The sequence below is a fragment of the Hominilimicola fabiformis genome (assembly GCF_020687385.1).
Taxonomy (GTDB): Bacteria; Bacillota; Clostridia; order UBA1381; family UBA1381; genus Hominilimicola; species Hominilimicola fabiformis.
This window is the reverse complement of sequence record NZ_JAJEQM010000001.1, coordinates 73,341-98,278: the sequence shown is the minus strand read 5'-3', so window position 1 is coordinate 98,278 and position 24,938 is coordinate 73,341. Positions and strand designations below refer to the sequence as shown.

Annotated in this window: 25 protein-coding genes; 7 read left to right on the top strand and 18 right to left on the bottom strand. The window is 38.3% G+C overall.

Annotated features, from left to right (window positions below; all coding sequences use genetic code 11):
• The first annotated feature begins 10 nt into the window (after positions 1–10).
• The 3 genes from pyrE (at position 11) to LKE05_RS00410 (ending at position 2,980) form a co-directional block, all read left to right on the top strand.
• The gene (gene pyrE / locus LKE05_RS00420) at positions 11–673 is read left to right on the top strand and encodes an orotate phosphoribosyltransferase (RefSeq protein WP_022229683.1); all 663 of its coding nucleotides are present in this window, start codon (positions 11–13) and stop codon (positions 671–673) included.
• A gap of 6 nt (positions 674–679) precedes the next feature.
• The gene (locus LKE05_RS00415; RefSeq protein WP_117968263.1) at positions 680–1,732 is read left to right on the top strand and encodes an S-layer homology domain-containing protein; all 1,053 of its coding nucleotides are present in this window, start codon (positions 680–682) and stop codon (positions 1,730–1,732) included.
• Positions 1,733–1,912: 180 nt separating this feature from the next.
• The gene (locus tag LKE05_RS00410; RefSeq protein WP_147513997.1) at positions 1,913–2,980 is read left to right on the top strand and encodes a branched-chain amino acid aminotransferase; all 1,068 of its coding nucleotides are present in this window, start codon (positions 1,913–1,915) and stop codon (positions 2,978–2,980) included.
• 79 nt (positions 2,981–3,059) lie between these two features.
• Here LKE05_RS00410 and LKE05_RS00405 read toward each other — a convergent pair whose 3' ends face one another.
• The 9 genes from LKE05_RS00405 to LKE05_RS00365 all read right to left on the bottom strand — a co-directional run bounded on the left by LKE05_RS00405 (position 3,060) and on the right by LKE05_RS00365 (position 12,490).
• Positions 3,060–5,174 (bottom strand): PTS sugar transporter subunit IIABC, encoded by a 2,115-nt coding sequence (locus LKE05_RS00405; RefSeq protein ID WP_308455704.1) that lies wholly within the window; start codon positions 5,172–5,174, stop codon positions 3,060–3,062.
• Positions 5,175–5,305: 131 nt separating this feature from the next.
• Positions 5,306–6,067: a type III pantothenate kinase gene (locus LKE05_RS00400; protein WP_308455649.1), complete on the bottom strand. Its 762-nt coding sequence runs from the start codon at positions 6,065–6,067 to the stop codon at positions 5,306–5,308.
• A 119-nt stretch (positions 6,068–6,186) separates the two neighbouring features.
• Positions 6,187–7,458, bottom strand: coding sequence for an ABC transporter substrate-binding protein (locus LKE05_RS00395; protein WP_308455648.1), 1,272 nt, complete (start codon positions 7,456–7,458; stop codon positions 6,187–6,189).
• Positions 7,455–8,225 carry an ABC transporter permease gene (locus LKE05_RS00390; RefSeq protein WP_373367864.1) on the bottom strand — a complete coding sequence of 257 codons (771 nt, stop codon included), beginning with the start codon at positions 8,223–8,225 and terminating at the stop codon, positions 7,455–7,457. Before LKE05_RS00390 ends, LKE05_RS00395 begins: the two co-directional genes overlap by 4 nt.
• A 51-nt stretch (positions 8,226–8,276) precedes the next feature.
• The gene (locus LKE05_RS00385) at positions 8,277–9,086 is read right to left on the bottom strand and encodes an ABC transporter permease (RefSeq protein ID WP_147514000.1); all 810 of its coding nucleotides are present in this window, start codon (positions 9,084–9,086) and stop codon (positions 8,277–8,279) included.
• A gap of 10 nt (positions 9,087–9,096) precedes the next feature.
• On the bottom strand, positions 9,097–10,140 hold the full coding sequence (gene potA / locus LKE05_RS00380) for a spermidine/putrescine ABC transporter ATP-binding protein (protein ID WP_117968254.1): 1,044 nt from the start codon (positions 10,138–10,140) through the stop codon (positions 9,097–9,099).
• Positions 10,141–10,277: 137 nt separating this feature from the next.
• Positions 10,278–10,709, bottom strand: coding sequence for a DMT family transporter (locus tag LKE05_RS00375; RefSeq protein WP_308455646.1), 432 nt, complete (start codon positions 10,707–10,709; stop codon positions 10,278–10,280).
• A gap of 298 nt (positions 10,710–11,007) precedes the next feature.
• On the bottom strand, positions 11,008–11,703 hold the full coding sequence (locus LKE05_RS00370) for a DUF4956 domain-containing protein (RefSeq protein ID WP_308455645.1): 696 nt from the start codon (positions 11,701–11,703) through the stop codon (positions 11,008–11,010).
• A 19-nt stretch (positions 11,704–11,722) separates the two neighbouring features.
• The gene (locus LKE05_RS00365; RefSeq protein WP_308455644.1) at positions 11,723–12,490 is read right to left on the bottom strand and encodes a polyphosphate polymerase domain-containing protein; all 768 of its coding nucleotides are present in this window, start codon (positions 12,488–12,490) and stop codon (positions 11,723–11,725) included.
• Positions 12,491–12,697: 207 nt separating this feature from the next.
• On the opposite strand from LKE05_RS00365, the gene LKE05_RS00360 reads away from it, so the two are divergent.
• Positions 12,698–13,372 (top strand): response regulator transcription factor, encoded by a 675-nt coding sequence (locus LKE05_RS00360; protein WP_308455643.1) that lies wholly within the window; start codon positions 12,698–12,700, stop codon positions 13,370–13,372.
• A gap of 12 nt (positions 13,373–13,384) precedes the next feature.
• Positions 13,385–14,713 carry a sensor histidine kinase gene (locus tag LKE05_RS00355; protein ID WP_308455642.1) on the top strand — a complete coding sequence of 443 codons (1,329 nt, stop codon included), beginning with the start codon at positions 13,385–13,387 and terminating at the stop codon, positions 14,711–14,713.
• Positions 14,714–14,796: 83 nt separating this feature from the next.
• Here LKE05_RS00355 and murC read toward each other — a convergent pair whose 3' ends face one another.
• Positions 14,797–16,188 (bottom strand): UDP-N-acetylmuramate--L-alanine ligase, encoded by a 1,392-nt coding sequence (gene murC, locus LKE05_RS00350; protein ID WP_373367863.1) that lies wholly within the window; start codon positions 16,186–16,188, stop codon positions 14,797–14,799.
• A gap of 210 nt (positions 16,189–16,398) precedes the next feature.
• On the opposite strand from murC, the gene spoVG reads away from it, so the two are divergent.
• On the top strand, positions 16,399–16,680 hold the full coding sequence (spoVG, locus tag LKE05_RS00345; RefSeq protein WP_117968249.1) for a septation regulator SpoVG: 282 nt from the start codon (positions 16,399–16,401) through the stop codon (positions 16,678–16,680).
• A 39-nt stretch (positions 16,681–16,719) separates the two neighbouring features.
• Here the strand turns inward: spoVG and LKE05_RS00340 are convergent, their stop codons facing one another.
• The 3 genes from LKE05_RS00340 to LKE05_RS00330 are packed head-to-tail and all read right to left on the bottom strand — an operon-like array spanning position 16,720 to position 18,580.
• Positions 16,720–17,487, bottom strand: a complete 768-nt coding sequence (locus LKE05_RS00340; RefSeq protein WP_308455641.1) for a TatD family hydrolase — start codon at positions 17,485–17,487, stop codon at positions 16,720–16,722.
• Between the two features lie 5 nt (positions 17,488–17,492).
• A complete protein-coding gene (locus LKE05_RS00335; protein ID WP_308455640.1) occupies positions 17,493–18,050 on the bottom strand; it encodes a 5-formyltetrahydrofolate cyclo-ligase in 558 nt (185 codons plus the stop codon).
• A complete protein-coding gene (locus LKE05_RS00330) occupies positions 18,047–18,580 on the bottom strand; it encodes a DJ-1 family glyoxalase III (RefSeq protein ID WP_022229665.1) in 534 nt (177 codons plus the stop codon). The genes LKE05_RS00335 and LKE05_RS00330 overlap by 4 nt, the downstream gene beginning before the upstream one ends.
• A 172-nt stretch (positions 18,581–18,752) precedes the next feature.
• Between LKE05_RS00330 and LKE05_RS00325 the strand changes: the two genes are divergently transcribed.
• Entirely contained in the window at positions 18,753–20,126 is a 1,374-nt protein-coding gene (locus LKE05_RS00325) for a citrate/2-methylcitrate synthase (protein WP_308455639.1), read from the top strand.
• A gap of 38 nt (positions 20,127–20,164) precedes the next feature.
• Here the strand turns inward: LKE05_RS00325 and LKE05_RS00320 are convergent, their stop codons facing one another.
• From LKE05_RS00320 to LKE05_RS00300, 5 genes are all read right to left on the bottom strand, one after another.
• Positions 20,165–20,464, bottom strand: coding sequence for a DUF2752 domain-containing protein (locus tag LKE05_RS00320; RefSeq protein WP_308455638.1), 300 nt, complete (start codon positions 20,462–20,464; stop codon positions 20,165–20,167).
• A 101-nt stretch (positions 20,465–20,565) separates the two neighbouring features.
• Entirely contained in the window at positions 20,566–20,964 is a 399-nt protein-coding gene (locus LKE05_RS00315; protein WP_308455637.1) for an NINE protein, read from the bottom strand.
• A gap of 567 nt (positions 20,965–21,531) precedes the next feature.
• The gene (locus LKE05_RS00310; protein WP_308455636.1) at positions 21,532–22,008 is read right to left on the bottom strand and encodes a M67 family metallopeptidase; all 477 of its coding nucleotides are present in this window, start codon (positions 22,006–22,008) and stop codon (positions 21,532–21,534) included.
• Positions 22,001–23,821 carry a ThiF family adenylyltransferase gene (locus tag LKE05_RS00305; RefSeq protein WP_308455635.1) on the bottom strand — a complete coding sequence of 607 codons (1,821 nt, stop codon included), beginning with the start codon at positions 23,819–23,821 and terminating at the stop codon, positions 22,001–22,003. Before LKE05_RS00305 ends, LKE05_RS00310 begins: the two co-directional genes overlap by 8 nt.
• The gene (locus tag LKE05_RS00300) at positions 23,822–24,931 is read right to left on the bottom strand and encodes an SMODS domain-containing nucleotidyltransferase (protein ID WP_306777813.1); all 1,110 of its coding nucleotides are present in this window, start codon (positions 24,929–24,931) and stop codon (positions 23,822–23,824) included.
• Positions 24,932–24,938: the final 7 nt, after the last annotated feature.

Here is a 24,938-nt window from a genome sequence, read left to right as displayed (position 1 = left end):
AGGAAAAATTATGCTTACAGAAAAGAAAAAAGAATTTATTGAGTTTATGATGGAATCTGATGTTCTTCGTTTCGGCGATTTCGTAACAAAGAGCGGAAGAAACACACCTTATTTCGTAAACACAGGTAACTTCCGTACAGGCAAGCAAATTGCCACACTCGGCAAGTTCTATGCCGCACTTATAAAGGAAAACTGCGGTGATAATTTTGACTGTATGTTCGGTCCGGCTTACAAGGGTATCCCTCTTGCAACTGCCGCCGCAGGTGCACTTTACAACGAATACAAAATCGACAAGCCTTATTTCTTCAACAGAAAAGAAGAAAAAGACCACGGTGAAGGCGGTTCACTTGTAGGCTACAAGCCACAGGACGGCGACAAAGTTATCATTATTGAGGACGTTATAACAGCCGGTACAGCCGTAAGAGAAACTATGCCGATACTAAAAAATGCTGCAAATGTAGAAGTTAAAGATATGTTCATTTCCGTAAACCGATGTGAAGTAGGTCAAAACCCTGAAAAGACAACCATTATGGAAGTTATGGAGGATTTCGGAATTAACGTACACGCTATTATTACTGTTCAGGATATTTACGAATATCTGAAGCAAGACGGTTCATACGGCGATATTCTTACAAAAATGAAGGAATATATGGACACTTACTGCGTTTTCTAAACGGAGGTGATTAAAATTAAACGATTATTTAAAATTATTGTTCCGACTGTACTGCTTCTTATGCTTGCGCTTACCGCACACGCATATAATGTGGTTGATTTGCCGGAAAATATGACTTTTTCTGACGCACTCGGAGTTTTTAACGCCGATGAAATAACGCGTATAACGGTTTCGGATATTGCCGAGGGCAAATATACCGACCTCACAAAAGACGAAATAAACGAATTTTACTCAACAATTCAAGATATGACTGTTTACAGAAAGATAAACCCTACCCCATTTCGCGGTATTTCCGTAAACATCTATACAAATGACGGCGTAAAGAGCTATATGCTTAATTCGGGTTTGCAGATTGGTATGTACGGAAGCAACAATTACGTTTGCTACAAATTAAATAAGGCAAATACAGAAAAATTGCTTTATCTTGACAGTATGTACCGCGATGCGGAAGAAAAGGTGAACGGTGAGGAAATACACCGCGTTACGTCAAACGACTTTTTGAAACTTCCGTCATCACCTTGGGCACAGCCTTTTGCAAGAGAGGCGGCAAGCAAAAATATTTTGCCGTATGAATTTACAGGCAACTATTCTGAAAATATTACACGTGAACAATTTTGTATATTGCTTGCAAATCTAATTTGCGTGAAAGAAAATTACTCGTCACTTGACAAGTATATGCAAGACCAAAACAAGCCGTATCTTAAAAATTACTTTGTCGATTGTAACGACGCTGACGATTCCGTCAACATACTTTACGCACTCGGCATTGTAAACGGTAAAGACGAATCACATTTCGACCCTGACGGCACAATAACGCGTGAAGAGGCGGCAACACTGCTATGTAAAGTTGCGGAAATGTATATGTGGATCGGAACAGAAACAAGCCTTACATACAACGACACCGATTTAATCTCCCCTTGGGCAAAATTCTTTGTAACTTGGGCGAACGAACACGGTATAATGACAGGTATTACGGAGGAAGAATTTAATCCGCAAGGTCAGTATACTGTTGAACAAGCCGTTGCAACAATCGTCAGACTTTATAATTTGTTATCATAAGATTCTAAGGACAAAGCTGTTTTAACTTTGTCCTTTTATATTGGTACAATATTGTAATTTTATTTATAAAAAATGTCGCAAAAATACACTATACTACTTTACAACGCTAAAAAAAAGCGGTATAATATAATGTGATAAACAAATTTTGTTTATGTATGAAAAATAAAAGGAGCGTTTACAATGGAAATCTCAATCACAAAAACAACTACTCCAAAACAAAAGCCTGCTGATGAATCAAAGCTTGGTTTTGGTCAATATTATACCGACCATATGTTCATTATGAACTATGACGAGGGAGAGGGTTGGCACAACCCAAGAATCGTCCCTTACGGCCCGTTTGAACTTGATCCTGCCGCTATGGTACTTCACTATGCACAGGAAATCTTTGAAGGTATGAAGGCTTATCGTACAGCTGACGGTTCAATTCAACTTTTCCGTCCTGATAAGAATATGGCAAGAATGAACGTTTCGTGTGATCGTCTTTGCATTCCTAAGATAGATGAAGAATTTGCTATAAAGGCAATCAAAACACTTGTAGAAGTAGATAAGGACTGGGTACCTTCACTTGACGGTACTTCACTTTACATCAGACCTTACATATTCGCTACTGACGCACAAGTTGGTGTTCACCCTGCAAAGCACCTTACATTTGCAATTATTCTTTCACCGGTCGGAGCATATTATCCGCAAGGTATCGCACCTGTTAAAATCTTCGTTGAACAGAAGTATGTTCGTGCCGTAATCGGCGGTACAGGTTTCACAAAAGCCGGCGCTAACTATGCTATTTCTCTAAAGGGTCAGGAAGAGGCCGCTGAACAAGGTTATGTTCAAACTCTATGGCTTGACGGTGTTGAAAGAAAGTACGTTGAAGAAGTTGGTTCAATGAACGTATTCTTCAAAATTGACGGCGAAGTTGTTACTCCTGCTCTTGTAGGCTCAATTCTTGGCGGTATTACAAGAATGTCAATTATTGAACTTCTTCAGTCAAAGGGTTACAAAGTTTCAGAACGTCGTCTTTCAATCGATGAACTTGTTGAGGCATTCAAAGCAGGTAAGCTTGAAGAAGCTTGGGGTACAGGTACTGCCGCTGTTATTTCGCCTATCGGCGAACTTAAGTACGGTGACCTTGTAATGCCTGTAAACAACGGCGAAATCGGCGAAGTTACTCATATGCTTTATGATACTCTTACAGGTATTCAATGGGGCAAAATAAAAGACGAGTTCGGTTGGACAGTTAAGATAGACTAATTCAGAATCCAATAAATTGTTCGGAATGTGCAAAATATTCGATATTCAAAAAAGGACGGTTTTAAAACCGTCCTTTTTGTTATCTGACTATTCTTATCACATCATCACCGACATTCACATCACCGTCGGCAACGGTTTTAAATTCCGCAAATTCATCTGCGTTACAAACTACCATAGGCGTTATCATTTTATAGCCCTGTTTCTTTATTCCGCTTAAATTAAACGTCATAAGCAAGTCGCCTTTTTTGATTTTTGCACCGTTTGCAACTTTTACGTCAAATCCGTTACCGTCAAGTTCAACTGTATCAAGACCGACGTGAATTAAAATATTTGCATCATTATCCGCAGTTATTGCGATAGCGTGCTTACTTTTCGGAATGTTTTCAACCACACCGTCAACCGGTGCGAAAACCTTGCCCTCGCTCGGCTCAATCGCAATACCTTGTCCGAGTATTCCGGCAGAGAATACCTCATCATCCACCTTTTCAAGCGGTACTGCTTTTCCTCTTATCGGAGATGAAAGGAATATTTCCGTTCCGTCTGCTTTCGGTGCAGTTTCTTTTTCAGTTTGTATTTCATTATCCGCCACACCATAACCGCTTAAATCGACGCTTTCCTTACTTTCCATAAAGTCCTCCAAATGCGACTTTATAACCGTTACTCGCGGACCGTAAATAACCTGTATACCGTTACCCTTTTTAATTACACCTGCCGCACCGCTTTGTTTTAAAATATCCTCGCTGACCGCGTCACTGTTATGCACCGTAATACGAAGTCTTGTTGCACAACAGTCAATATCGGCGATATTTTCTTTACCTCCAAGTCCTTTTAAAATCAAAACAGACGTCATATCTGTCTTTCCGTCTTTTTTCGCATTCACATCTGAACGCGTATAAAGCTTTGTTTCCTCATTATCCGCCTCACGACCCGGAGTTTTAAAGTTAAATTTCTTTATAAGGAACGTGAATACACCCCAATAAACGAAGAAATACACAATACCGACAAGCACGATATAAAGCCAATGAGTTTTTGCATTACCTTGCATTATACCGAAAAGAGTCATATCTATAAGTCCGCCCGAGAACGTCATACCGACTCCGACACCGAATATATGCATAAGCATAAACGAGATACCTGCAAGCACACAATGCACAACATACAAAATCGGTGCAACGAACAAGAATGTAAATTCAAGCGGCTCTGTTATACCTGTCAAAAATGCCGTCAATGCCGCCGAAAGCAAAAGTCCTCCGACAACTTTTTTCTTTTCGTTTCTGGCACATCTGTACATTGCAAGTGCCGCACCCGGCAAACCGAACATCATAAACGGGAATTTACCTGCCATAAAACGCGTTGCGTCAACGGAAAATTTCGTTGTGTTAGGGTCGGCAAGCTGTGCAAAGAATATATTTTGTGCACCGTTTATTGTCTGACCTGCAATCTCCATTGAGCCTCCGACATTTGTCTGCCAAAACGGCATATAGAATACATGATGAAGTCCGAACGGTATTAACGCACGTTCGATTATTCCGTAAATCAGTGTACCGATATAGCCCGTATTCTGTACGAGATTTCCAAGCATTGAAATAACTTTTTGAATATACGGCCAAATAAAATACATAAGTATTCCGACAAGCAAAAACACCACCGCCGATATTATCGGCACAAATCTTGTACCGCCGAAAAATGACAGCACTTGCGGAAGTTGTATTTTGTAAAATCTGTTGTGCAGTGCCGCCGTACCAAGTCCGACTATAATACCGCCAAACACGCCCATATTAAGCGTATATATACCAAGTACCATTGACGTTGCACCGCTCAGACCGAGATTTTGCTCCAAATTCACAACAGCCTGTTCCATTGCGTCCATACTCATATCGCCGCCGGCATAATTTACGGAAATCAACGCACTTATGGCAGTGTGCATAATAAAAAACGCAATAACACTCGCAAGTGCGGCGACTTCTTTTTCACGTTTCGCCATACCGATTGCAACACCGATTGCAAAAAGCAACGGCAAATTATCAAAAACGATACTTCCGGCGGCACTCATAACCGTTAAAATGCCGTGAATTATCGTTCCCGGTCCCATTATGCCGTAAAGACCGTATGCTTTAAGCATTGTTTCATTTGTGAAAGAACTTCCTATACCCAGAAAAAGTCCTGCAACAGGCAAAATTGCAATCGGCAGCATAAACGACCTGCCGACGCGTTGCAGAACTTCAAAAACTTTATTATTCTTCAAATTTTCTTCCCCGCTTTCCATTAAACTATGTTAATATTTTGTGCATATTCTGCTATTCTACAAGTGGGAATTTATTGAAATTAAATGTTTTTATTATATATTATCATAAGTCCTTTAAGCAAAAGTTCGTCATCAAGAATTATGTCATTTTTACAATGCGGAACAACCGTATTTGCAAGTCCGCCTGTTGCGACAACTTTCGCCTCACCGATTTCTTCCTTGATACGCTCAATCATTCCGTCCATACTTGACGCAGTACCGTACAATATACCGCTTTTCATACAGTCAACGGTATTTGAGCCGATAATCTTTTTCGGTTCTTCAAGGCTAATTCTCGGAAGTTGCGAAGTACCGCTTACCATTGCGTTAAGCGAAATACCCATTCCCGGCATTATAACACCGCCGATGTAGTTGTTATTCTTATCGACTACCGAAATAGTCGTTGCGGTGCCAAGGTCAAATATTATAATCGGCGCACCGTATTCATGTATTCCCGCAACCGCGTCAACAACCAAGTCACTGCCGAGTTGTGCGGGATTGTCTATAACAATGCTTAAACCCGTCTTTATACCCGGTCCGATAATCATTGCCTCACAGCCTGTAATTTTCTTTATCGCTCTTTTCATAGTGATTGTGACAGTAGGAACAACCGATGATATTATCGCACCGTCAATTTCAGAAAAATCAATGTTGTAAAGCTCCAAAATCGTTTTTATCGAAACAGCATATTCAAGCTCCGTTGCAGTGTGATTTGTAGAAATTCGTTCCACAAACGAAACTTTGTTGTCCTTACAACATCCTACCACTATGTTTGTATTTCCAATGTCTATTGCAAGTATCATTTTTTTATCCCCTTAATTTAAACTTATATATAATTATAGCATATTAATATATATAAGTCAAAAGGGCGGCCGATGACCGCCACTACTACCTCGTAGCGGCGACCAGCGGTCGCCGTTTATTAAAACATATCTTTCTTCTTTTTAATATATCTTCTTATTAATATAATCAATGACGCAATGACGCACACTGACATAAATGCCGGAACTATCACTTTATTCGGTGTTTGTTCTTCTGACGACTTCATATCAGTCCAAAGCGTCTGCATTTTCTGATTTGCCTCATCTGAAAGATTACAGAAAACAGTCGTTTTTTCCTCGATATAATCATCATCAAGATAAGATATACCGTCATTTTTCACTTCATCATCAAGCATTTCATATGCTTTTTGGTTTGGAGTTGAATATCCGATAAAATCTGCAATCGCATATGCAACGTCAGGCTCATTCAAGAAATTAATATACATTTCCGCCGCCTCTTTATTTCTGCAGCCCTTAGGAATACAAACCGCATCTATAAACAAGTTTGTACCGCTGTCGGGAATTACAAAACCAAGGTCCTCATATTCGTCCATAAGCGTTACAGCGTCACCTGCGTAATACGGTGCTATTATTGCCTCACCTGCACCCATCTTATCAAATATTTCGTCCATTACATACGCCTGAACAACTTTTTTCTGTTCTTTCAGCTTTTCCGCCGCTTTTTCAAGTTCTTCGCTGTTTTCAGTATTAAGCGAATATCCAAGCATATTTTCCGCAATCGCAAATGCGTCACGCGGATTATCGAACATCAATATTCTGCCCGAATAATCTTCATCCCAAAGAATATCCCAGCCAATATCCTCCTCATCTACAACAGTCGTATCATAGATAATTCCGACCGTTCCCCATGTATACGGCACGGAATACTTTGAGCCGGGATCATATTCCGAGCTCTTAAACTTATCCATTATATTTGCAAAATTCGGAATATTCGACTTATCAAGCGGTTCAAGCATATTTTCTTTTATCATTCTTGAAATCATATAATCTGAAGGAATGATAATATCATAAGTCGAGCCGCCGCCCTTCAACTTTGCGTAAAGCTCCTCGTTCGTAGCATATGTACTGTAATTTACCGTTATGCCCGTAAGCTTTGTAAATTCGGCGTTTAAGTTAAGTACGCCCTCCTCACTTCCGTCAGGAATATATTCACCCCAGTTATACACGTTTATTGATATGCCGTCATTCTTAAACCGCGTATAGTATTCGGGATTATCAACCGTTACAGTCTGTACTTCCGTTGTTTCTTCCGTATCTGCCGTTTCCTCCGTATCGTATTCCTCAATATGCGCACAACCGCTTGCAAACAAAAGCGACATTGAAATTAAAGCAAGTATAAATTTTTTCATCATTTAACACCTCGCTTTACCGCATTTCTACGCTCAATTACATTCTTAACAACAAGCACTATAACCACGATTACAAAAATTATTGTTGAAAGTGCGTTTATTTCAGGGCTTACCTTACGTCTTGTCATTGAATAAATCGTAATCGGCAATGTTTGTGACGTTGCACCGCTTGTAAAGTAACTGATAACAAAATCATCAAGCGAAAATGTGAACGACATCAAAAATCCCGAAATTACACCCGGCAATATTTCAGGCAAAACAACCTTGAAAAATGCCGAAACAGGACTGCACCCCAAATCCTGTGCCGCCTCGTAAAGATGCGGATTCATCTGTCTGAATTTCGGCATTATGTTCAGAATTACATACGGCACGTCAAACGTGATATGTGCTATGATAAGCGTCACAAAGCCAAATTCAAAATTCATTCTTGCCGCAAAGAACACGAACAAAAGCATAAGCGAAACACCCGTAACGATTTCGGGGTTAATAATAGGAATGTTCGTACCCTGCATAACAATCGTTCGCGGCAGTTTTTTCATATTGTTTATACCGATTGCCGCCGCAGTACCGAGAATTGTCGCGGCGATTGACGCAACTGTCGCAACTATTACTGTATTTAAAAGCGATTTCATTATAAGTCCGTTATGAAACAGCTTTATGTACCAATCAAATGTAAATCCCGAAAACACCGAACGGCTTTTTGTTACGTTAAACGAAAACACAATAAGCACAAAAATCGGTATATACAGGAACAATAAAACAAGAGCCATATAGACCTTTGATAATTTTTTCAATTAAATCCCACGTCCTTTCTTATAAACTTACATAAGCACCTTATCTTCATCATCATCAAACTGATTAAGTATTGTCATAATCAGCAGAATGATAACCATAAGCACAAGCGAAATTGCCGCACCTAAGTTCGGATTATACGAATTTCCGAGAAACTGCATTTCTATAAGGTCACCGATAAGCAGGTTAGAACCGCCGCCGAGCATTCTTGAAATAATAAATGTACTGATTGCCGGCACAAACACCATTGTGATACCCGACATTATTCCGGGCATACTCAGCGGTACAATAACCTTGAACATAGTCTTTACATTGTTACAGCCCAAATCGTGAGCCGCCTCGATAACGCTTTTATCTATCTTTTCCATTACAGTATAAAGCGGAAGTATCATATACGGCAAATAGTTATAAACCATACCAAGCACAACCGCACCCGATGTATTCAGCATTTTAAACGGACCAAGTCCGAAAAGCCCAAAAAAGCTGTTAATAAGTCCGTTATTGCCCAAAAGTGTCATCCATGCGTACGTTCTCAAAAGAAAGTTCATCCACATTGGGAGCATTACTATCATAAGCACCGTACTTTGATAGCTTTTATCCGTATTGGCAAGTATCAGTGCAAGCGGATACGCTATGATAAAACATATCACCGTCGCGACCGCCGCAAGCCATATTGAACGAATAAATATATTTGAATACTGCGACACCGCCGCAAGATTGTCAAGCGTAAATGCTCCGTTTGTATCGGTTAAAGCAAAGTATGCCACCATTATAAGCGGAACAATAATAAATATCGCCATCCACAAAAGATAAGGAGCGGAAACAAGTTTTTTCATCATCTCTACCTCCTTAATCGTTCATCTTGTGCATAATATGTATGTCATACGGATCGAACTTTATACCGACCGTACTTCCCACTTCTGCCGCCTTTGTCGAATGTACAAGCCAATCGTGGTCATAAGCCTCGATAAGCATTTCATAATGCACACCCTTAAACGTGACAGACTGCACAACACCCGAAATATGTGAATCGTCAGGCTTAACAAGCTGAATATCCTCAGGACGTATAACAACGTCAACAGGTTTATTTTCACCGAATCCCGTATCAACACATTCAAATCTGTGACCGTTTATCTCAACAAGCAAATCCTTAACCATCATACCGTTTAGGATATTGCTTTCACCGATAAAGTCGGCAACGAATGCGTTTTTAGGCTCATTATATATATCAACCGGAGAACCGATTTGCTGAATATCACCGTTATTCATTACCACGACCGTATCACTCATTGTAAGAGCCTCCTCCTGGTCGTGTGTTACATATATAAACGTAATTTCAAGGCTTTGCTGAATACGCTTTAATTCAATCTGCATATCTTTTCTAAGCTTCAAATCAAGCGCGCCCAAAGGCTCGTCAAGAAGAAGCACCTTCGGCTCATTGACAAGTGCCCTTGCAATGGCAACTCTCTGCTGCTGACCGCCGGAAAGTCTGTCGATTGAGCGTTTTTCAAAACCTTTAAGGTTTACAAGCTCCAGCATTGCTCCGACACGCTTTTGAATTTCCTTATCAGAAAATTTCTTTATCTTCAATCCGAATGCAATATTATCATACACATTCAAATGAGGAAAAAGCGCGTATCTCTGAAACACCGTATTAACATTACGTTTATAAGGAGGTATATTATTAATCTCCTTACCGTCAAACCTGACAATACCGCTGTCAGGCTTTAAAAACCCACCTATAATTCTAAGTGTGGTTGTCTTTCCGCAGCCCGATGGGCCGAGAAACGTTACAAATTCTTTGTCCTTAATGTCAAGATTGATGTCGTTTAAAATCTTCTCACCGTCAAAGGAAACGGCAATGTTTTCAAGACTAATAATATTTTTGTTCAATTCTCTACCTCCCGATAAATTTTAAATAAATTTTATTTCGCATAAATGCAAAAAAAATTATATCATATTTTGTATTACGTTTGCAATAAAAAAAAGTGTTTTTTACATAATATTAACGTAGAATTAGTTGTGATATTTTATGATTTCCATTTAAACAACAGCACACCGCCTATCATAAGTGCCATTCCGATGTATTTATTCCAAGTAAACGCGACCTTTTCGCTGCCCATAAGACCGAATGCGTCAATCAACGCCGCAACGAAAAGCTGTGAAATCAATATAATTGAAATTGCCACCGTAGGACTTAATTTGCCTATACCGAGCATAACCGTTACGGTTATAATTATCCCCAGTACACCGCCCAAAAGATAGAATTTATTCACGTCCGCTATATCTTTAAAACTGCCTTTGCCCATTATCCACACCGCAATAAGCGACAATAAAAATGCCGTTCCCTGAACGAATGCGTTTGATTCGTATATTCCTATTTTATCCGAAAGACGTGTATTCATAACACCCTGTATACTCATTGACGCACCCGCTATTATACTGAAAATTATTCCTGCCATAGTTAAGCCACTCTCCTTTATTTTAGCTTACCCTATAAAGAAAAATTTATCCAAAAAAAAAAATGAAAAAAGCACCTAAATAAGTGCTCTTTTCATTTTGCTATGTATAGGATAAAAGGGTAGAATGTAATTTCTTTCTACAAATATATTATAGCATACTGCAAAACACTTTGCAAGTCTTTTTTAGAAAAATTTAAACTTTTTTCCAACCCTATTATCCGTTTTAATATATCCTCTGTCTTAACTGTATAGGGGGGAGATTAATTTCTTGTTAAAACAGTCGGATATTATTAAACCTTTATTTTCCGTAAAGCTCTGTTGCGGCAAGTGACAATACAATGTTCAAATTACCGTTTCTGCATCTTAATTCGTCAATAAACTTCTTTTCATCGGCATCTTTATTCATATTAACCGAATATGTAAGTTCATACAGCGAGCCCAAATCTGTTGTTCTGACCTTTTGTAATGTATAATCTTTTGAGTATTTCTTGATTATTTCATCAAATATACCCTCGTAATCAAGATTTTCGGGAATGGTAATTTTCAAATTTTTAGCCGTCGTATTAGGCTTACCGAATTTGATTTTTGAAATCACAATCATAAACAGGCAAAGCAATAAAACAAACAATGCTCCGTATCCGTAAAGACCTACACCGCACGCAAGACCTGCCGCAATATCAAAGAAAATATATCCTATATCCTCCGGATCGCCGGGTGCCGAACGGAAACGAATAATCGACAATGTTCCCGCAAGAGAAAATGCTCTCGCCACGTTACTTCCCACAAACAAAATTATAACCGTCAAAATTATCGGCAGCATTGTAAGCGTAATCGCAAAACTCTGCTGATATTTATTTTTATGTGTACCCATATATGTAAGACTTATAACAAGTCCGAATATAAGTGCCGCCGCCATTGCGACTATCGCCATAGACAAGGTTAGCGTTATGCCTGAATCCGATGTTGATGTTATTGAATTTATTAAATTATCCATTCTCTTTTATCCTCCTATATTATACTGCTTGTTTTTGATTTCCGAATACAAATATTTTTTGTTTCGGCATTTCCTTTTGTCTTGCCATCATATTTTTGTACTCCGTACCGTATTTTGAAAAACTTGATGAACGAATTTCAAATTCCGAAAGCATTTCGCAAAGCCACAACGGTTTTGCCAAACTTGTTTTTATTTCCATAAGCCACACGTCACTGTCTAAAAGTCTTTTTCCGTGGTCGCCCGACTCCAGCAATAAATCACTTCTTCTTGTACGAATGTTTGTATCAAACGATATTCTCAAATCGTCATTGCCTTTTTCAAAATAAGCCAATCTGTCATATGCGATATAGACTTTCGGCTCAAGGTCGTACAAATTAAGGCAATATTCAAGTTCATTCAAAACCTGACCGTTCATATAATCCTGTAATTCCGGTTTCACTCCTGTTTCAATAAAATCATATGCCTCTCCAAGTTCCAATGTTGTACGGCGTTTATTCACAAGCCCTCTGTATTTCTTCTTTATTTCAAGAAACACCTTTGAATCCATATCCGGTACACCGTAAGAACGAAGTCTTAACTTTTCCTTATATGCCGGTTTTGAAAGCGACTCTCTTATAAGAGAATTGTCTTTCGTGTCGTAATAAATATTTGCTATGGTATAAAGCGAATGTTCGCCGCAATGCGAATCAAGTTCCATATGCTCATCCATAATCTCCAAAACCTTATTAAAAGTTTTCGTGTCGAGCTTATATTTATGCTCGTAACGATTAAAAATCTCTATTGCCATAAGTCCTCATCTCCTCTTTTATCCTTTCGTTGATTTCATTGTACGATATAATCCTTAAATAAACCTTAAAATGTAAAATTAATTTCAGAAAACTTTTCTCCGATGAAATTTCTACTATATAATACGCAAAAAAAATTTTAAAATTAAGGTACATTTAAGAAAACTATGCTATAATATAGACATAAAATGATAAAAGAGGGTGAGCGAATGCGAATACTTGTTGTAGAGGACGAGCTTCATTTATCGGAGGCTTTGTCACATATATTAAAGAAAAACAATTACACCGTTGACGTTGCAAACGACGGTGAAACAGGACTTGACAACGCATTAAGCGGTATATATGACGTCATTGTCCTTGATATAATGTTACCTAAAACGGACGGTATAACCGTTTTAAAAACCCTGCGTTCAGAGGGTTTTGACACACCTGTTATACTTCTTACCGCAAAAAATGAAATTTCCGACAAAGTTCTCGGACTTGACAGCGGTGCGGACGATTACCTCGCAAAGCCGTTTAACACCGAAGAACTGCTTGCAAGAATAAGGGCATTAGGCCGCAGACGCGGTGAAATAGTTTCAAACACAAATACTATCTCATACGGCGACATAACTCTTAACACTTCTTCATTAAAGCTGACGGCAGGTTCATCGGAAATAACTCTTACATTAAAAGAAAGCGAACTGCTTGAACATTTAATGTTACACAAAGAAATAGTTTGTTCAAAGGAACAGATTATAGAAAAATTATGGGGTTTTGATTCTGAGGCTGAATCCAATCACGTTGAAGTATATATATCATTTCTCCGCAAAAAACTTGCGTTCGTACATTCAAAGGTGTCCATTAACACCGTAAGAGGTGTCGGCTACACTTTAAGCGAATAGGGGGACTTGGGTATGTTTAAAAAACTTAGAAATAAACTTCTTATAATAAACACGCTCATAATTGCGGCACTTGTTTTATCGAGTTTTTCCGTTATTTATATTATGACGGCTCAAAACGTAAACAAAAGCATATCGCAAAAACTTGACAGAGCGATTGAATTTATTCGTCCCGACCACAATCCGCGGCAGAAAGACAATATGCAAAAGCCGATTGACGATGTACCGCCCAACCAAAACGGCAATGTACCGCCCAATCCGAATACAGCCGACCCAAATGCGGACAATATAAACAAAAGCGACAAACAAAAGCAGGAATTTTCGCTTACATTCACTGTCACAACCGATACGGACGGCAATGTTGAAAAAGTCAACGCACCGTTTGATTTAACCGAAGATTTCTATACAGACAAAATAAACGATATTATTTACGGTTCGGAGGACAACGGACAAATCCGTTCGTCAAACGGTTACTGGTCATACAAAGTTGTACCGCTTGATACAGGTTTTATAATTGCATTTACGGAATGTCAAGCCGAACACGCAATGCTTAGAAATTTATTTTTGATACTTCTTTTAGTCGGCGTAGTTGCACTTACGGTAGCATTTTTAATCAGTCTGTCGTCCGCAAACCGTTCAATCAAGCCGGTTGAAGAATCGTACAACAAGCAAAAACAGTTTGTCGCAGACGCGTCACACGAACTGAAAACACCGCTTACAACAATTAACACAAATGTTGACGTACTTCTGTCACATCAGGAAAACACTATAGGCGAAGAAAAAAAATGGCTTGATTACATTAAAACAGAGACTGAAAGAATGGCAAAACTCACAAATGACCTACTTTATCTCGCAAGAATTGACCACGACGACAGAAACGTGATTTTCAGCAAGGTTTCATTTTCGGAGGCAGCCGAAAGCGTTATACTTCTTATGGAGGCAGTCATTTTTGAAAACAACGTAAACCTTACTTACGACATCACTCCCGATTTATTCGTAAACGGCTCGACCGAACAGCTTAAACAGCTTGTTATGATACTTCTTGACAACGCAGTCAAATACACACCGAAATCCGGCGATATTAATATAACTCTTACTCACGAATCATCTGATGCGGTATTGACAGTCAGAAATACAGGTGTCGGAATTTCTGAAGACGCACAAAAACAAATATTTGAACGTTTCTATCGTGAGGACAAGTCAAGAGCAAGAGAAAGCGGCGGTTACGGGCTTGGTCTTGCAATAGCAAAAGCTATCACAACCGCTTGCAAAGGAAGTATTAAGGTTTACTCAAAAAAGAATAAATATACGGAATTTACCGTTAAAATACCTGCGGCGAAGTAAAGCCCTCTCCGTCACTCGTACCTCGTGACACTTCCCCTCAAGGGGAGGCAACAAAAAAGACGACTTCTCAGTCGTCTTTTTTGTTACTCAACGATTAACTTATTTATATTAACAACGTCACCTGCACCCATTGTAAATACAATATCGCCCTCTTTGACGTTCTTTTTCAAAAACTCGGCAATATCCTCGAATTTATCGATATACTGTGCATTTACTCCGCGTTTCTTAATATCCTCCGCAAGATTTTCAGGTTTTGTAACACCGTCAAACTTTTCACGTGCAGCATATATATGTGTCAAAATCAATTCGTCCGCATCATCAAATGCACCGACAAATTCGTCCCACAATGTTCTTGTTCGTGAGAAAGTGTGTGGCTGGAACACGCACCAAACTTTATTGTGCGGGAATTTTTGTGCCGCGTGAAGTGTCGCTTTTATTTCTGTCGGGTGGTGTGCATAGTCGTCAATCACAACCGCACCGTTTAAAAATCCTTTTTTCTCAAAACGTCTGTGCGTACCTTTAAATGTTTCAATCCCCTTTGCGGCAGTTTCCGCGTCAACGCCCATAAGATTACATACCGCAACCGTGGCAAGCGAATTTAAAATATTGTGTTCGCCCGGGACATTAAGTTTTATATGACAAACCTTTTCACCGTTTTTCATAACGTCAAAGCTCGGAAAACCTGCGTGATACACAATGTTTTCAGGGTAATAATCAAACTTGCTTTCCATTCCGTAAGTGATTATGTTAAGGTCATCTGCGTTTTCAAGCACTTTTTGAACATTCTTATCTCCGCCCATTGCAACGACATAACCTATATCCTTTGTCAAGTACGCAAACTGTCTGAAACTTGCGATTATCTCGTCAATTCCCGAAAAGAAGTCAAGATGATCTTCCTCAACATTTGTTATAAGGGCGATTGTAGGATAAAATTTCAAAAAGCTGTTTGTGTATTCACAAGCCTCTGTAACAAAATAATCCGATTTACCCGTTCTGATATTTCCGCCGATTAAATCAAGCTCACCGCCTACGCTGATTGTAGGGTCAAGATTTGCACCGATAAGTGCGTGTGCAAGCATTGATGTTGTCGTGGTTTTACCGTGCGTTCCGCTTACGCCGACAGCGTGCTTGTAATTTTTCATTATCGCACCCAAAAACTCGGCTCTGTCTATAAGGCGAATGCCCTTTTCCTTTGCAAGCACAATTTCGGGATTATCGGCTTTTGCCGCCGCCGTATATACAACAAGCGATGCCTTATTTATGCCGTCCTCGTTAACGGCACCGTGACCGTACACAATATCCGCACCCATATTTTCAAGCTTTTCGGTTATAGCACTCTTATTCCAGTCCGAGCCGGAAACGCCGTAGCCGTCTTTAAGCACTATTTGTGCCAAACCGCTCATACTTATTCCGCCTATACCGATAAAATGTATATTTGCCGTCTTATCTATATCAGACATTTGAAATCTATTCATCATATATCCCCTCGTATCTCATATTAATATATTAATTATATACCTTTATCAACAAATTGAAAACCCTTTTTTATAAATTTGCCCAATTAAAAATCGTATCTTGTAATTTTTTCGCCATTTTCACCATAAAATCTGTGCAAAGCACTTGACAAATTGAGCGAATTGCTATATTATTAAATTAGTAAAATTTGTCGGAAGGTGATGAAAAACATGGAAATTACAGACATCAGAATTAAAAAAGTAGCCAGCGAAGGAAAAATGAAAGCTGTCGCATCTGTTACATTTGACAATGCGTTTGCTGTCCATGACGTAAAGGTTATTGAAGGTCCGGAAAAGCTGTTTGTTGCTATGCCAAGCAGAAGAACTCCTGACGGTGAGTACAGAGATATTGCTCATCCGATAAACAGTGATATGAGAAATATGCTCGAAAGCAAGGTTCTTGCCGCATATGATGCGATTGAAGACGAGCCTGCTCCGGAAACAGCTGAATAATATAAAAGACAGATTACTTTTTGTAATCTGTCTTTTATATTATTTTATTCCAAAGCATTTTTTTGCATTTTCATATGTTGCGTTTTCGATTTCTTCAACAGAAATACCCTTTACCGCCGCAAGTTTTTCGGCAACATAGTGGATATAAAGCGAACTGTTTCGCTTTCCTCTGTGCGGTTCCGGTGTAAGGTACGGCGAATCGGTTTCAATAACAATTTTGTCAAGCGGTACATACTTCGCCACTTCAACAGGTCTTACCGACTTTTTAAAAGTAAGTGAACCGCCGAACGCGATATACATTCCCCAATCAAGTATTTCCTTTGCCATTTCAACACTTCCCGCATAGCAATGGAATACTCCTCCGACTTCGCTCACCTTATGTTCACGCAAAATATCCATACAATCCTTATGCGCTTCTCTGTCGTGTATAACAACCGGCATTTTAAGTTCTCGTGCAACGTCCACTTGTCTTGCAAACCACTTTTGCTGAATATCACGCGGTGAAAAATCATAAAAATAGTCAAGTCCTATTTCACCTATCGCTTTAACTTTCGGATTTTTTGCATATTCCTTCAGCTTATCCATATCCGCCTCGGTAAGTTCTGAAACCTCGTGCGGATGTATTCCGACCGACGCATAGACGAACGGATATTTTTCACATATCGCAAATATATCCGGCACCTCGTCAAGTGACGAACACGAATTTAAAATAAGTCCGACATTATTTTCATTCATCGCCGACAGCACTTCATCAACATCATCTTTAAACCTCTCATCATTATAATGTGCGTGAGAATCAAACAACATAACTTTCACCTGATTTCTAAAATTTCTTTTTCCGTTATCACAAAATTCATCGGAACATCGTGAATTTCCGTAGGTATTTTTTCAAGTATCTGAAAATCATAGCAAAGCCCTATTTTCACTGCTTTGCTGCTTTCAAGCAGTCTGTCGTAATACCCTTTTCCAAATCCCATTCTTCCGCCGTTACGGTCAAATGCAAGTCCCGGTACAAGAATAACGTCAATATTATTTTCGTCAGCCTTTCGTACCGTTTTCGGCTCTAAAATGCCATATGCACCTTTTTTCATATCGTCCATACTGTTTATATACGAAAGCGACAACGTACCGCTCTCAATATCGGTTATCGGCACAACAATTTTTTTGTCCTGTTCCCAAAGTTCTTTGATTATTTCAACGGTATCAGGTTCTTTAAACGCAGATATGAACGTACATATTGTTTTGGCTTGTTTCACACGCTCAACCCCAAGCAGCCTTTGACGAATTTCATCACTTTTAATTTTAACCTCGTCCTTAGATAATGCACGACGTTTGGCACGCATATCTTCCCTTATCTCGTCCTTAATCAATACTGCATTGTCTCCTTTACTCTGTCGGCAGTTTCCTTGTCCTTTAGAATAGCCAGCATGGCAAACCCGAAATCAGCCGCCGCGCCTGCGCCCTTGCCGGTTATAAACTTACCGTCAACAACAACTTTATCCGACTTTACGTCTGCACCGTAAAGATACTTTTCGTAACCCGGGAAACAAGTCGCTTTTTTATCCTCAAGTAACATTTTCTTACCCAAAATTGACGGTGCGGCACAAATTGCCGATACATAAATACGGTTTGCAACCGCATAATTCAAAAGTCCGTGTACGTCGTTTGACGCGTCAAGAATTTCGTGACCGATACCTCCCGGCAACATTAAAAGTTCCATCTTTTCAGGCTCAACCCCGTTAATCTCAATATCGGCTGTCACCTCAATACCGTGTGCGCCGGTTACCGTCTTGCTCTTTACACCTACTGTTGTAACATCAACACCGCCTCTTTTCAAAATATCTATAGGTTCGATTGCCTCAACTTCCTCGAAACCGTCCGCAAGCATTACATATACCATAAAAATCTATCCTTTCATCTTTTTTTACTATTATATCACGCCTATCAACAATTCACAATAAGTTTACATAATTTTTGTTGTTTTATATTCAAATATCTGGTATAATATTAATAAAGTTATATGGAGCGAATTTTTTTCATATACTAAATTTAAAATAAACGGAGGAATATATATGCGAGAGAAAATTGTACCTATCGAAGTTACTCCCGAAATGATGAAAATGCTTGAAATTTGTAAAAAGAATAAAAGCATTAATCCTGAGTTATATACCAAATATGACGTTAAAAGGGGGTTGAGAGACATTAACGGTAAAGGTGTTCTTGCCGGACTTACCGAAATAGGCGAAATTCATGCCTATGATACACTCTCTGACGGATCATCAAAACCTTGTGACGGTAAACTTTATTATCACGGCTATGATGTCGAGGACCTTATTAAAGGTTTTATCCGCGACAAAAGGTTTGGCTTTGAAGAAGTTACATATTTACTTCTTTTCGGCGAACTTCCAAATAAAAATGAGCTTGATATTTTCACAAAGACACTTTCACATATGCGAACTATTCCCCCTTCATTTGTGCGTGATATTATCATGCAAGCACCGAGTAAGGATATGATGAACGCACTTTCAAGAGGTGTGCTTACGTTGTATGCTTATGATGATAAAGCCGACGATGTGTCACTTCCGAATGTTTTAAGACAGTGTTTGCAGTTAATCGCACAATTTCCGTTGTTGTCGGTTTACGGCTATCAGGCGTTTAAGTATTATCATGAAAACGACAGTTTTATCGTTCATGCACCTAAACCGGAGCTTTCGACTGCGGAAAATATACTTCATATGTTGCGTAACGATAGTCAATATACAGAGCTTGAGGCGAGAATTCTTGATATTGCGTTGATACTTCACGCCGAACACGGTGGCGGTAACAACTCAACATTCACTACTCACGTAGTCACTTCAAGCGGTACGGATACTTATTCAACTGTTGCCGCGTCTTTGGGTGCGCTGAAAGGTCCTAAGCACGGCGGCGCTAATATTAAGGTTACGCAAATGTTTGAGGATATGAAAAAGAATATTAAAAACTGGAATGACGATAAAGAGATTGAGCAATATCTTTCTGATTTGCTTAATAAAAAAGCGTTCGATAAATCTGGACTTATTTACGGTATGGGTCACGCGGTTTATTCACTTTCCGACCCGAGAGCGAATGTTTTTAAGTCATTCGTTGAGAGCCTTTCAAAAGAAAAAGGCAGAGAGGACGAATTTAATTTGTATTCAAGGGTTGAACGACTTGCTCCGCAGGTCATCGCAAGTGAACGCAAAATGTATAAAGGCGTCAGTGCAAACGTGGACTTTTATTCGGGCTTCGTTTACAGTATGCTTGACTTGCCGATGGAATTGTATACACCTATGTTCGCAATCGCAAGAATTGCAGGTTGGTCGGCTCACAGAATTGAGGAACTTGTCAATCCGGGTAAAATCATTCGTCCCGCATATAAAAGTATCGCACCTCACAAAGAATATGTTCCTCTTGACAGCAGAGATTAAAAATAAACAATCCCAATGCATTGCATTGGGATTGTTTATTAGTTGCATAAAGTCAATATCCAATGTATTAAAAAACCAAACATTATAATTGATAATATTGTATAATCAATTTTTTTGGATTTAAATATTCTGCCGTCAAACAGAATATATGCAAAAATAATCGGCAAGCTTATAAACATATAATTATATTCAAATGCCGCTTTAAAGTCACCATGCACCAAAGCCACACAAGCACGGGTTATTCCACACCCCGGACAAGGATAATGAAAAAGGAATCGCCAAACACAGCCCACACCCGAGATATAGAGAAATGCCAGCAAGGTAAGTACTACCGCCATATATAACATCTTTAAAAGCGGTTTTTCCACGAGCTTTTCTTTGTGTAAAAAAACAGAGTCCCATTTTAATTTGAAACTCTGTTTGTTCATCGACTTATTCATCATTCCTTAAGAGGAACTCCGTTAGCATCTTTATTAATTTTACCCGTCAAAATCATAATTCCTTCAATAAGTCCCCAAATAGCTCCTGCACCGAAACAGATTGATAATGCAATTTGAGCAATAGCCTTACCTGTATATCCAAGATAAAAATTATGAATACCCAATCCACCAAGGAAAATTCCTAAAAGACCCGCTGTCATTTTTGACTTTTGAGTTTCCGGATTAATATTTGGAGTATTATCTATAGCAAATCCGCAGTTTGTACAGACATTTGCACCCGGTACAACTTCTTTTCCGCAGTTCGCGCAATATTTTACACCAGTCCCCTTTGCAAATCCACATTTAACACAAATAGCAGCATTTGAATCTATTTGTTCCCCACAATTTCTACAATACATATAAAACCCTCCTCTAAAATATTCAAACATAATGATGATATTGTATCTATTTTTTATTATTATACATTATATAATAAATTTTGTCAATATTTTGCATAAATATCCATATTTTCAACAACAATAGTAACATTTTTTTATACATTATAAACAATTATAGGAGTGGAATTGAATTGATCTTAAAGATTATTGTATTGTAAAAATTCATTCAATTTTATGTTTAAATTCCGTTATTTTGACATTAAACAAACCGTTTCGACATGCGTATAAATTCAAATTATATCCCCACAAAACTATGGATATCTGGGCAATATTTTTACAGTACTAATACCGTTCGTGCAGCCTTTTCCCACAAAATCATGGATGGTACTAATTTTGCGCCATACTAATTGTGCAACAGCCTATGGCACAATTACTTTTTTTCATTACTTCAGTATCATTATCTTCTTCCATCTTTTCCGCTTCTAACGATTGATACTCCTGTTTCAATCCTCGTAATAATTCTTCCTCACTCGACAAGTACAGCTTATAATTTGACACAAAAATCTGCGTCTTATCAAGAGGCTAGTGCTACCGCTTATTGAGAATAATTTCTTGCTTATTAACAAATAACCGAGCATTTATATTCCAACTGTCTTGATAACCTCCAACAATAATTAATATAGGTTCTGGACATTTTAGTTTTTGGTCTTGAGATAAAACTATCATTTGATTTTTATCAATATTACTTGGTGCCGACGATGCATTTGGATGATAGTGCCACTCTCCTAAATAATACTGGCCTTGGTCCCATGCCAAGTCTAAAATTCTTTTCAATCCATCTATACCCCTATAAAAAGTACACTTTGAATGTCTAGAATTTTTGGGTGGTGGTGTTATTTGCAAAATGTTGGCTATTGCTTGGTTGGAAGAATAATTTCCAATTAAAATGCCCCCTGTTTCATAAGGATTAGAAATAGCACAATAATAAAGCATTTGTTCATAAGCCTTTGTGTCGAACTTTACACTATATGATTGATTCTTATCTTGAAAAAGCAAATTATCCATTCTCTCTTTTCTCCACCATCTCATAGCTTTCAAATATCCCATCGCTCTCTTTTTGCTCGTAAATGAGTGAAAGCGTCTTTTGAGATTTTGATATAATGTAATTTTCAATTACCTTCACGGAAGTTGCAGCAGCAATCCAAATATCATCACTTCTTCCAGGAAAAGTCGGATGCCAGCAACCAATTCCATTCCTTGGCAAGTCGTAATCATCATATAAGACTTTTTCTGCCTGTAGGTACGGGGAAATCAAATTATAAAAAGCATTAAAATTAAAAGTGTTACCATTCATCAGTGTAACATATAATCGTTTTGCACCCAATCCAACAGAGACTGAAGCTATAATATGGGTTCTCTTAAAATTAGTTCTTTGAAGAATATCAAGTACATTATTTTCCCCAGTACAATCAACAATAACATCATATCTATCCAAATCAATATTTGTTTTAAAAGAGTCATCATTTGAAAGAGTATCATTTATAACTTTAACATTTGCGTGTGGATTTAGGGAGTTAAGATAATTACATACCGATAATTCTTTAAATTCACCAATATTATTTAGATTTAAGATATGGCGGGATAAGTTCCCGACTTCAAATATATCTGAATCTGCAATAGTAATATTATACACTCCTGCTCTTACAAATATTTCTGCGATTGATGCTCCAATGCAACCTGCTCCAATGAGCAATATTCTTTTTCTTAGTAACAGGTCGCTCATTTTACCTCGTTGAGATATTTCGTGTTGGTTCCAATTTTCTGAAACAATCCAATCCAATTTTGCATTTTTAGTGAATACCTCACATCTATCACGCATCCACCATCCCTGTTGATTATTTCTGAATCCTTTTGCTGTCCTTTTGCCATATGATACAGTCGGTAAATACAGAGCTTTCCAAGAAATTATCTCGGGGTCTCCACCAAAAATTCGGGGAACAGGGAAACCAATTAAAAGCAAATGCCGTTTTCCGTCCCGAATTTTTGAGACAATATTTTGAAGGATACACTTTATATTAATATGTTGTTTTTCACAGGCAACTAACAATTCGCCAAATGTTTCTGGTGCTTGCCACTCATTAACAACTGGGATCTGATTCATAAGTATCCACGGGGCAATGATTGGAGGTGATATAGTTGTTTTTGAAAGATATTTTCCCCATTCTGTATAATGCTGGATGTTGTTACTTAGCGATTTAAACACCTTAACATAGTATACAAATGGTTTACTTTTATACACATCTAATTCTGCTATTCCATACCGACATTCGACACTCTCCCATTGCATGAAGGTAACCACATCTTCCGAGAAAGCAAACTGCATTTCTAAAATATTGCTCATAGAAAATTCGGGCAGTTCAAATGGCTCGCTTTCTGTAACTAATTTTCCTTTTGCCGCTAGCTCTAGCCAACAAATTGCTCGTTTTGCATGATACAACAAGCGTTCATCTACACTATATGGTTCCGATTGATAATTAGGTATTGTATTCACCTCAAGGCATAATGCTCCTTTTCTCCACAATCCGTTTCTTTCAATTTTGGAGTTGTTAGCTTGATGATACAATGTAACCATTATACTGTTTTCGACGTCTGGATATACTTTAATTTTTCCCTTTGGGTATTCGGATCCAACAACGAAAAACCATTGAGATTTCTGAGGGAAATATGGTGTTTCACATTCAATCACAATACTTAAGTGTAAATACCAAACATTTAATTCATTATCAAATTGCCACTCATCCATTATCTCAACTTGAGATAATGAATCTAAAGCCCTTCGAGCCTGATTTAATTTATCAAGGATTTGTTTTGACTCCATCTATGCAAATCTTCCTTCTGGAATGGCTGCCGATTTTTCAGTACGGGTTGTAAATCCCGTTGAAGAATTAGATTTTGATGGCTTTGGAGCTGGTGGAAATTCATTACCAAATAGCTCTCTCCATTTGCAAACACTATCATATAATTCTTCACAATCAAAAGCTTCACGAGCTATTTTAGCAGCATCACAAACCGTATCGTAGAAATCAGAATATTCTTCATCTGTAATTCGTGCAAAAACATCATGTTCAGGAACGCCTCTATCAGCTAAAAAAGGTTTATTAGTGTATTGGGAAACGATATTTTCAAGAGTTAATACAACACCTTCGGCAACACTTTTAATATCATCTGGACAACAATCACCAATAAAATGTTCCAACGGATAACTCTTGGGATGTTTCATATCTGGATATTGTGTTTTGCGCCACCACTTCAATGCCTTAACAACATTTATATAGTGGGTATTGCAATTCTTGTTTTTTTCAACTGTCCATCGAATTTGCTCAAGTGGATGTGTTTTATCCCATTTTTCCGCTTCACGGTCAGGAATTAGCAACGGTTCGGATTTCCATTGAGGTTCGTTATCTGATTTATAAAATATGTTATATGCACTTTTAAGTAAGTCATTATTGAACGATTTTGTAAGTAACTTTTGTTGGAAATCTTCAATTGTATATTCCGAAATAATCGCCTCATCTTGAAGTACTCCTGTTTCGCTTTCACCAGGTGCAGAAGTAGGTACGATATCCAAATCAACATAACTTAAACTTATACCAATTGACCTGCCTTGAATTCTATATTTGTCTTTATAATGTTTTTCTAAAAATGGAACAAATAAATCCAAAGCCTCCTCTGGTGTAAACTCTTCAGAGTCTAATTTCGTTACAACAATTACATCGACATCTGATTTATTGCCGTTTTTGGGTTTTACTGCTGTGGAACGTCGGTAACTTCCCTGTAAGAAAGTACTAATAATAATCTTTGATAATGTTTCATCTTCCTCTAATCTCCTTCTTAATGTCGTATGCCCTGTTTTCAAATCCTTCACTTGATTGTCAGACAAACGAATATTAGATAGAAAATCTTTAAAATATGACGGTACAGTAGACATAAATAAT

Coding starts and splice junctions, on each gene's coding strand:
- pyrE (WP_022229683.1), top strand. CDS start 11: ATGCTTACAGAAAAGAAAAAAGAATTTATTGAGTTTATGATGGAATCT.
- LKE05_RS00410 (WP_147513997.1), top strand. CDS start 1,913: ATGGAAATCTCAATCACAAAAACAACTACTCCAAAACAAAAGCCTGCT.
- LKE05_RS00405 (WP_308455704.1), bottom strand. CDS start 5,174: ATGCTGCCGATTGCAATTTTGCCTGTTGCAGGACTTTTTCTGGGTATA.
- LKE05_RS00400 (WP_308455649.1), bottom strand. CDS start 6,067: ATGATACTTGCAATAGACATTGGAAATACAAACATAGTGGTAGGATGT.
- LKE05_RS00395 (WP_308455648.1), bottom strand. CDS start 7,458: ATGATGAAAAAATTTATACTTGCTTTAATTTCAATGTCGCTTTTGTTT.
- LKE05_RS00390 (WP_373367864.1), bottom strand. CDS start 8,225: ATGGCTCTTGTTTTATTGTTCCTGTATATACCGATTTTTGTGCTTATT.
- LKE05_RS00385 (WP_147514000.1), bottom strand. CDS start 9,086: ATGATGAAAAAACTTGTTTCCGCTCCTTATCTTTTGTGGATGGCGATA.
- LKE05_RS00375 (WP_308455646.1), bottom strand. CDS start 10,709: ATGGCAGGAATAATTTTCAGTATAATAGCGGGTGCGTCAATGAGTATA.
- LKE05_RS00370 (WP_308455645.1), bottom strand. CDS start 11,703: ATGGATAATTTAATAAATTCAATAACATCAACATCGGATTCAGGCATA.
- LKE05_RS00365 (WP_308455644.1), bottom strand. CDS start 12,490: ATGGCAATAGAGATTTTTAATCGTTACGAGCATAAATATAAGCTCGAC.
- LKE05_RS00360 (WP_308455643.1), top strand. CDS start 12,698: ATGCGAATACTTGTTGTAGAGGACGAGCTTCATTTATCGGAGGCTTTG.
- LKE05_RS00355 (WP_308455642.1), top strand. CDS start 13,385: ATGTTTAAAAAACTTAGAAATAAACTTCTTATAATAAACACGCTCATA.
- murC (WP_373367863.1), bottom strand. CDS start 16,188: ATGAATAGATTTCAAATGTCTGATATAGATAAGACGGCAAATATACAT.
- spoVG (WP_117968249.1), top strand. CDS start 16,399: ATGGAAATTACAGACATCAGAATTAAAAAAGTAGCCAGCGAAGGAAAA.
- LKE05_RS00340 (WP_308455641.1), bottom strand. CDS start 17,487: ATGTTGTTTGATTCTCACGCACATTATAATGATGAGAGGTTTAAAGAT.
- LKE05_RS00330 (WP_022229665.1), bottom strand. CDS start 18,580: ATGGTATATGTAATGCTTGCGGACGGTTTCGAGGAAGTTGAGGCAATC.
- LKE05_RS00325 (WP_308455639.1), top strand. CDS start 18,753: ATGCGAGAGAAAATTGTACCTATCGAAGTTACTCCCGAAATGATGAAA.
- LKE05_RS00320 (WP_308455638.1), bottom strand. CDS start 20,464: ATGGCGGTAGTACTTACCTTGCTGGCATTTCTCTATATCTCGGGTGTG.
- LKE05_RS00315 (WP_308455637.1), bottom strand. CDS start 20,964: ATGTATTGTAGAAATTGTGGGGAACAAATAGATTCAAATGCTGCTATT.
- LKE05_RS00310 (WP_308455636.1), bottom strand. CDS start 22,008: ATGGATAATTTGCTTTTTCAAGATAAGAATCAATCATATAGTGTAAAG.
- LKE05_RS00305 (WP_308455635.1), bottom strand. CDS start 23,821: ATGGAGTCAAAACAAATCCTTGATAAATTAAATCAGGCTCGAAGGGCT.
- LKE05_RS00300 (WP_306777813.1), bottom strand. CDS start 24,931: ATGTCTACTGTACCGTCATATTTTAAAGATTTTCTATCTAATATTCGT.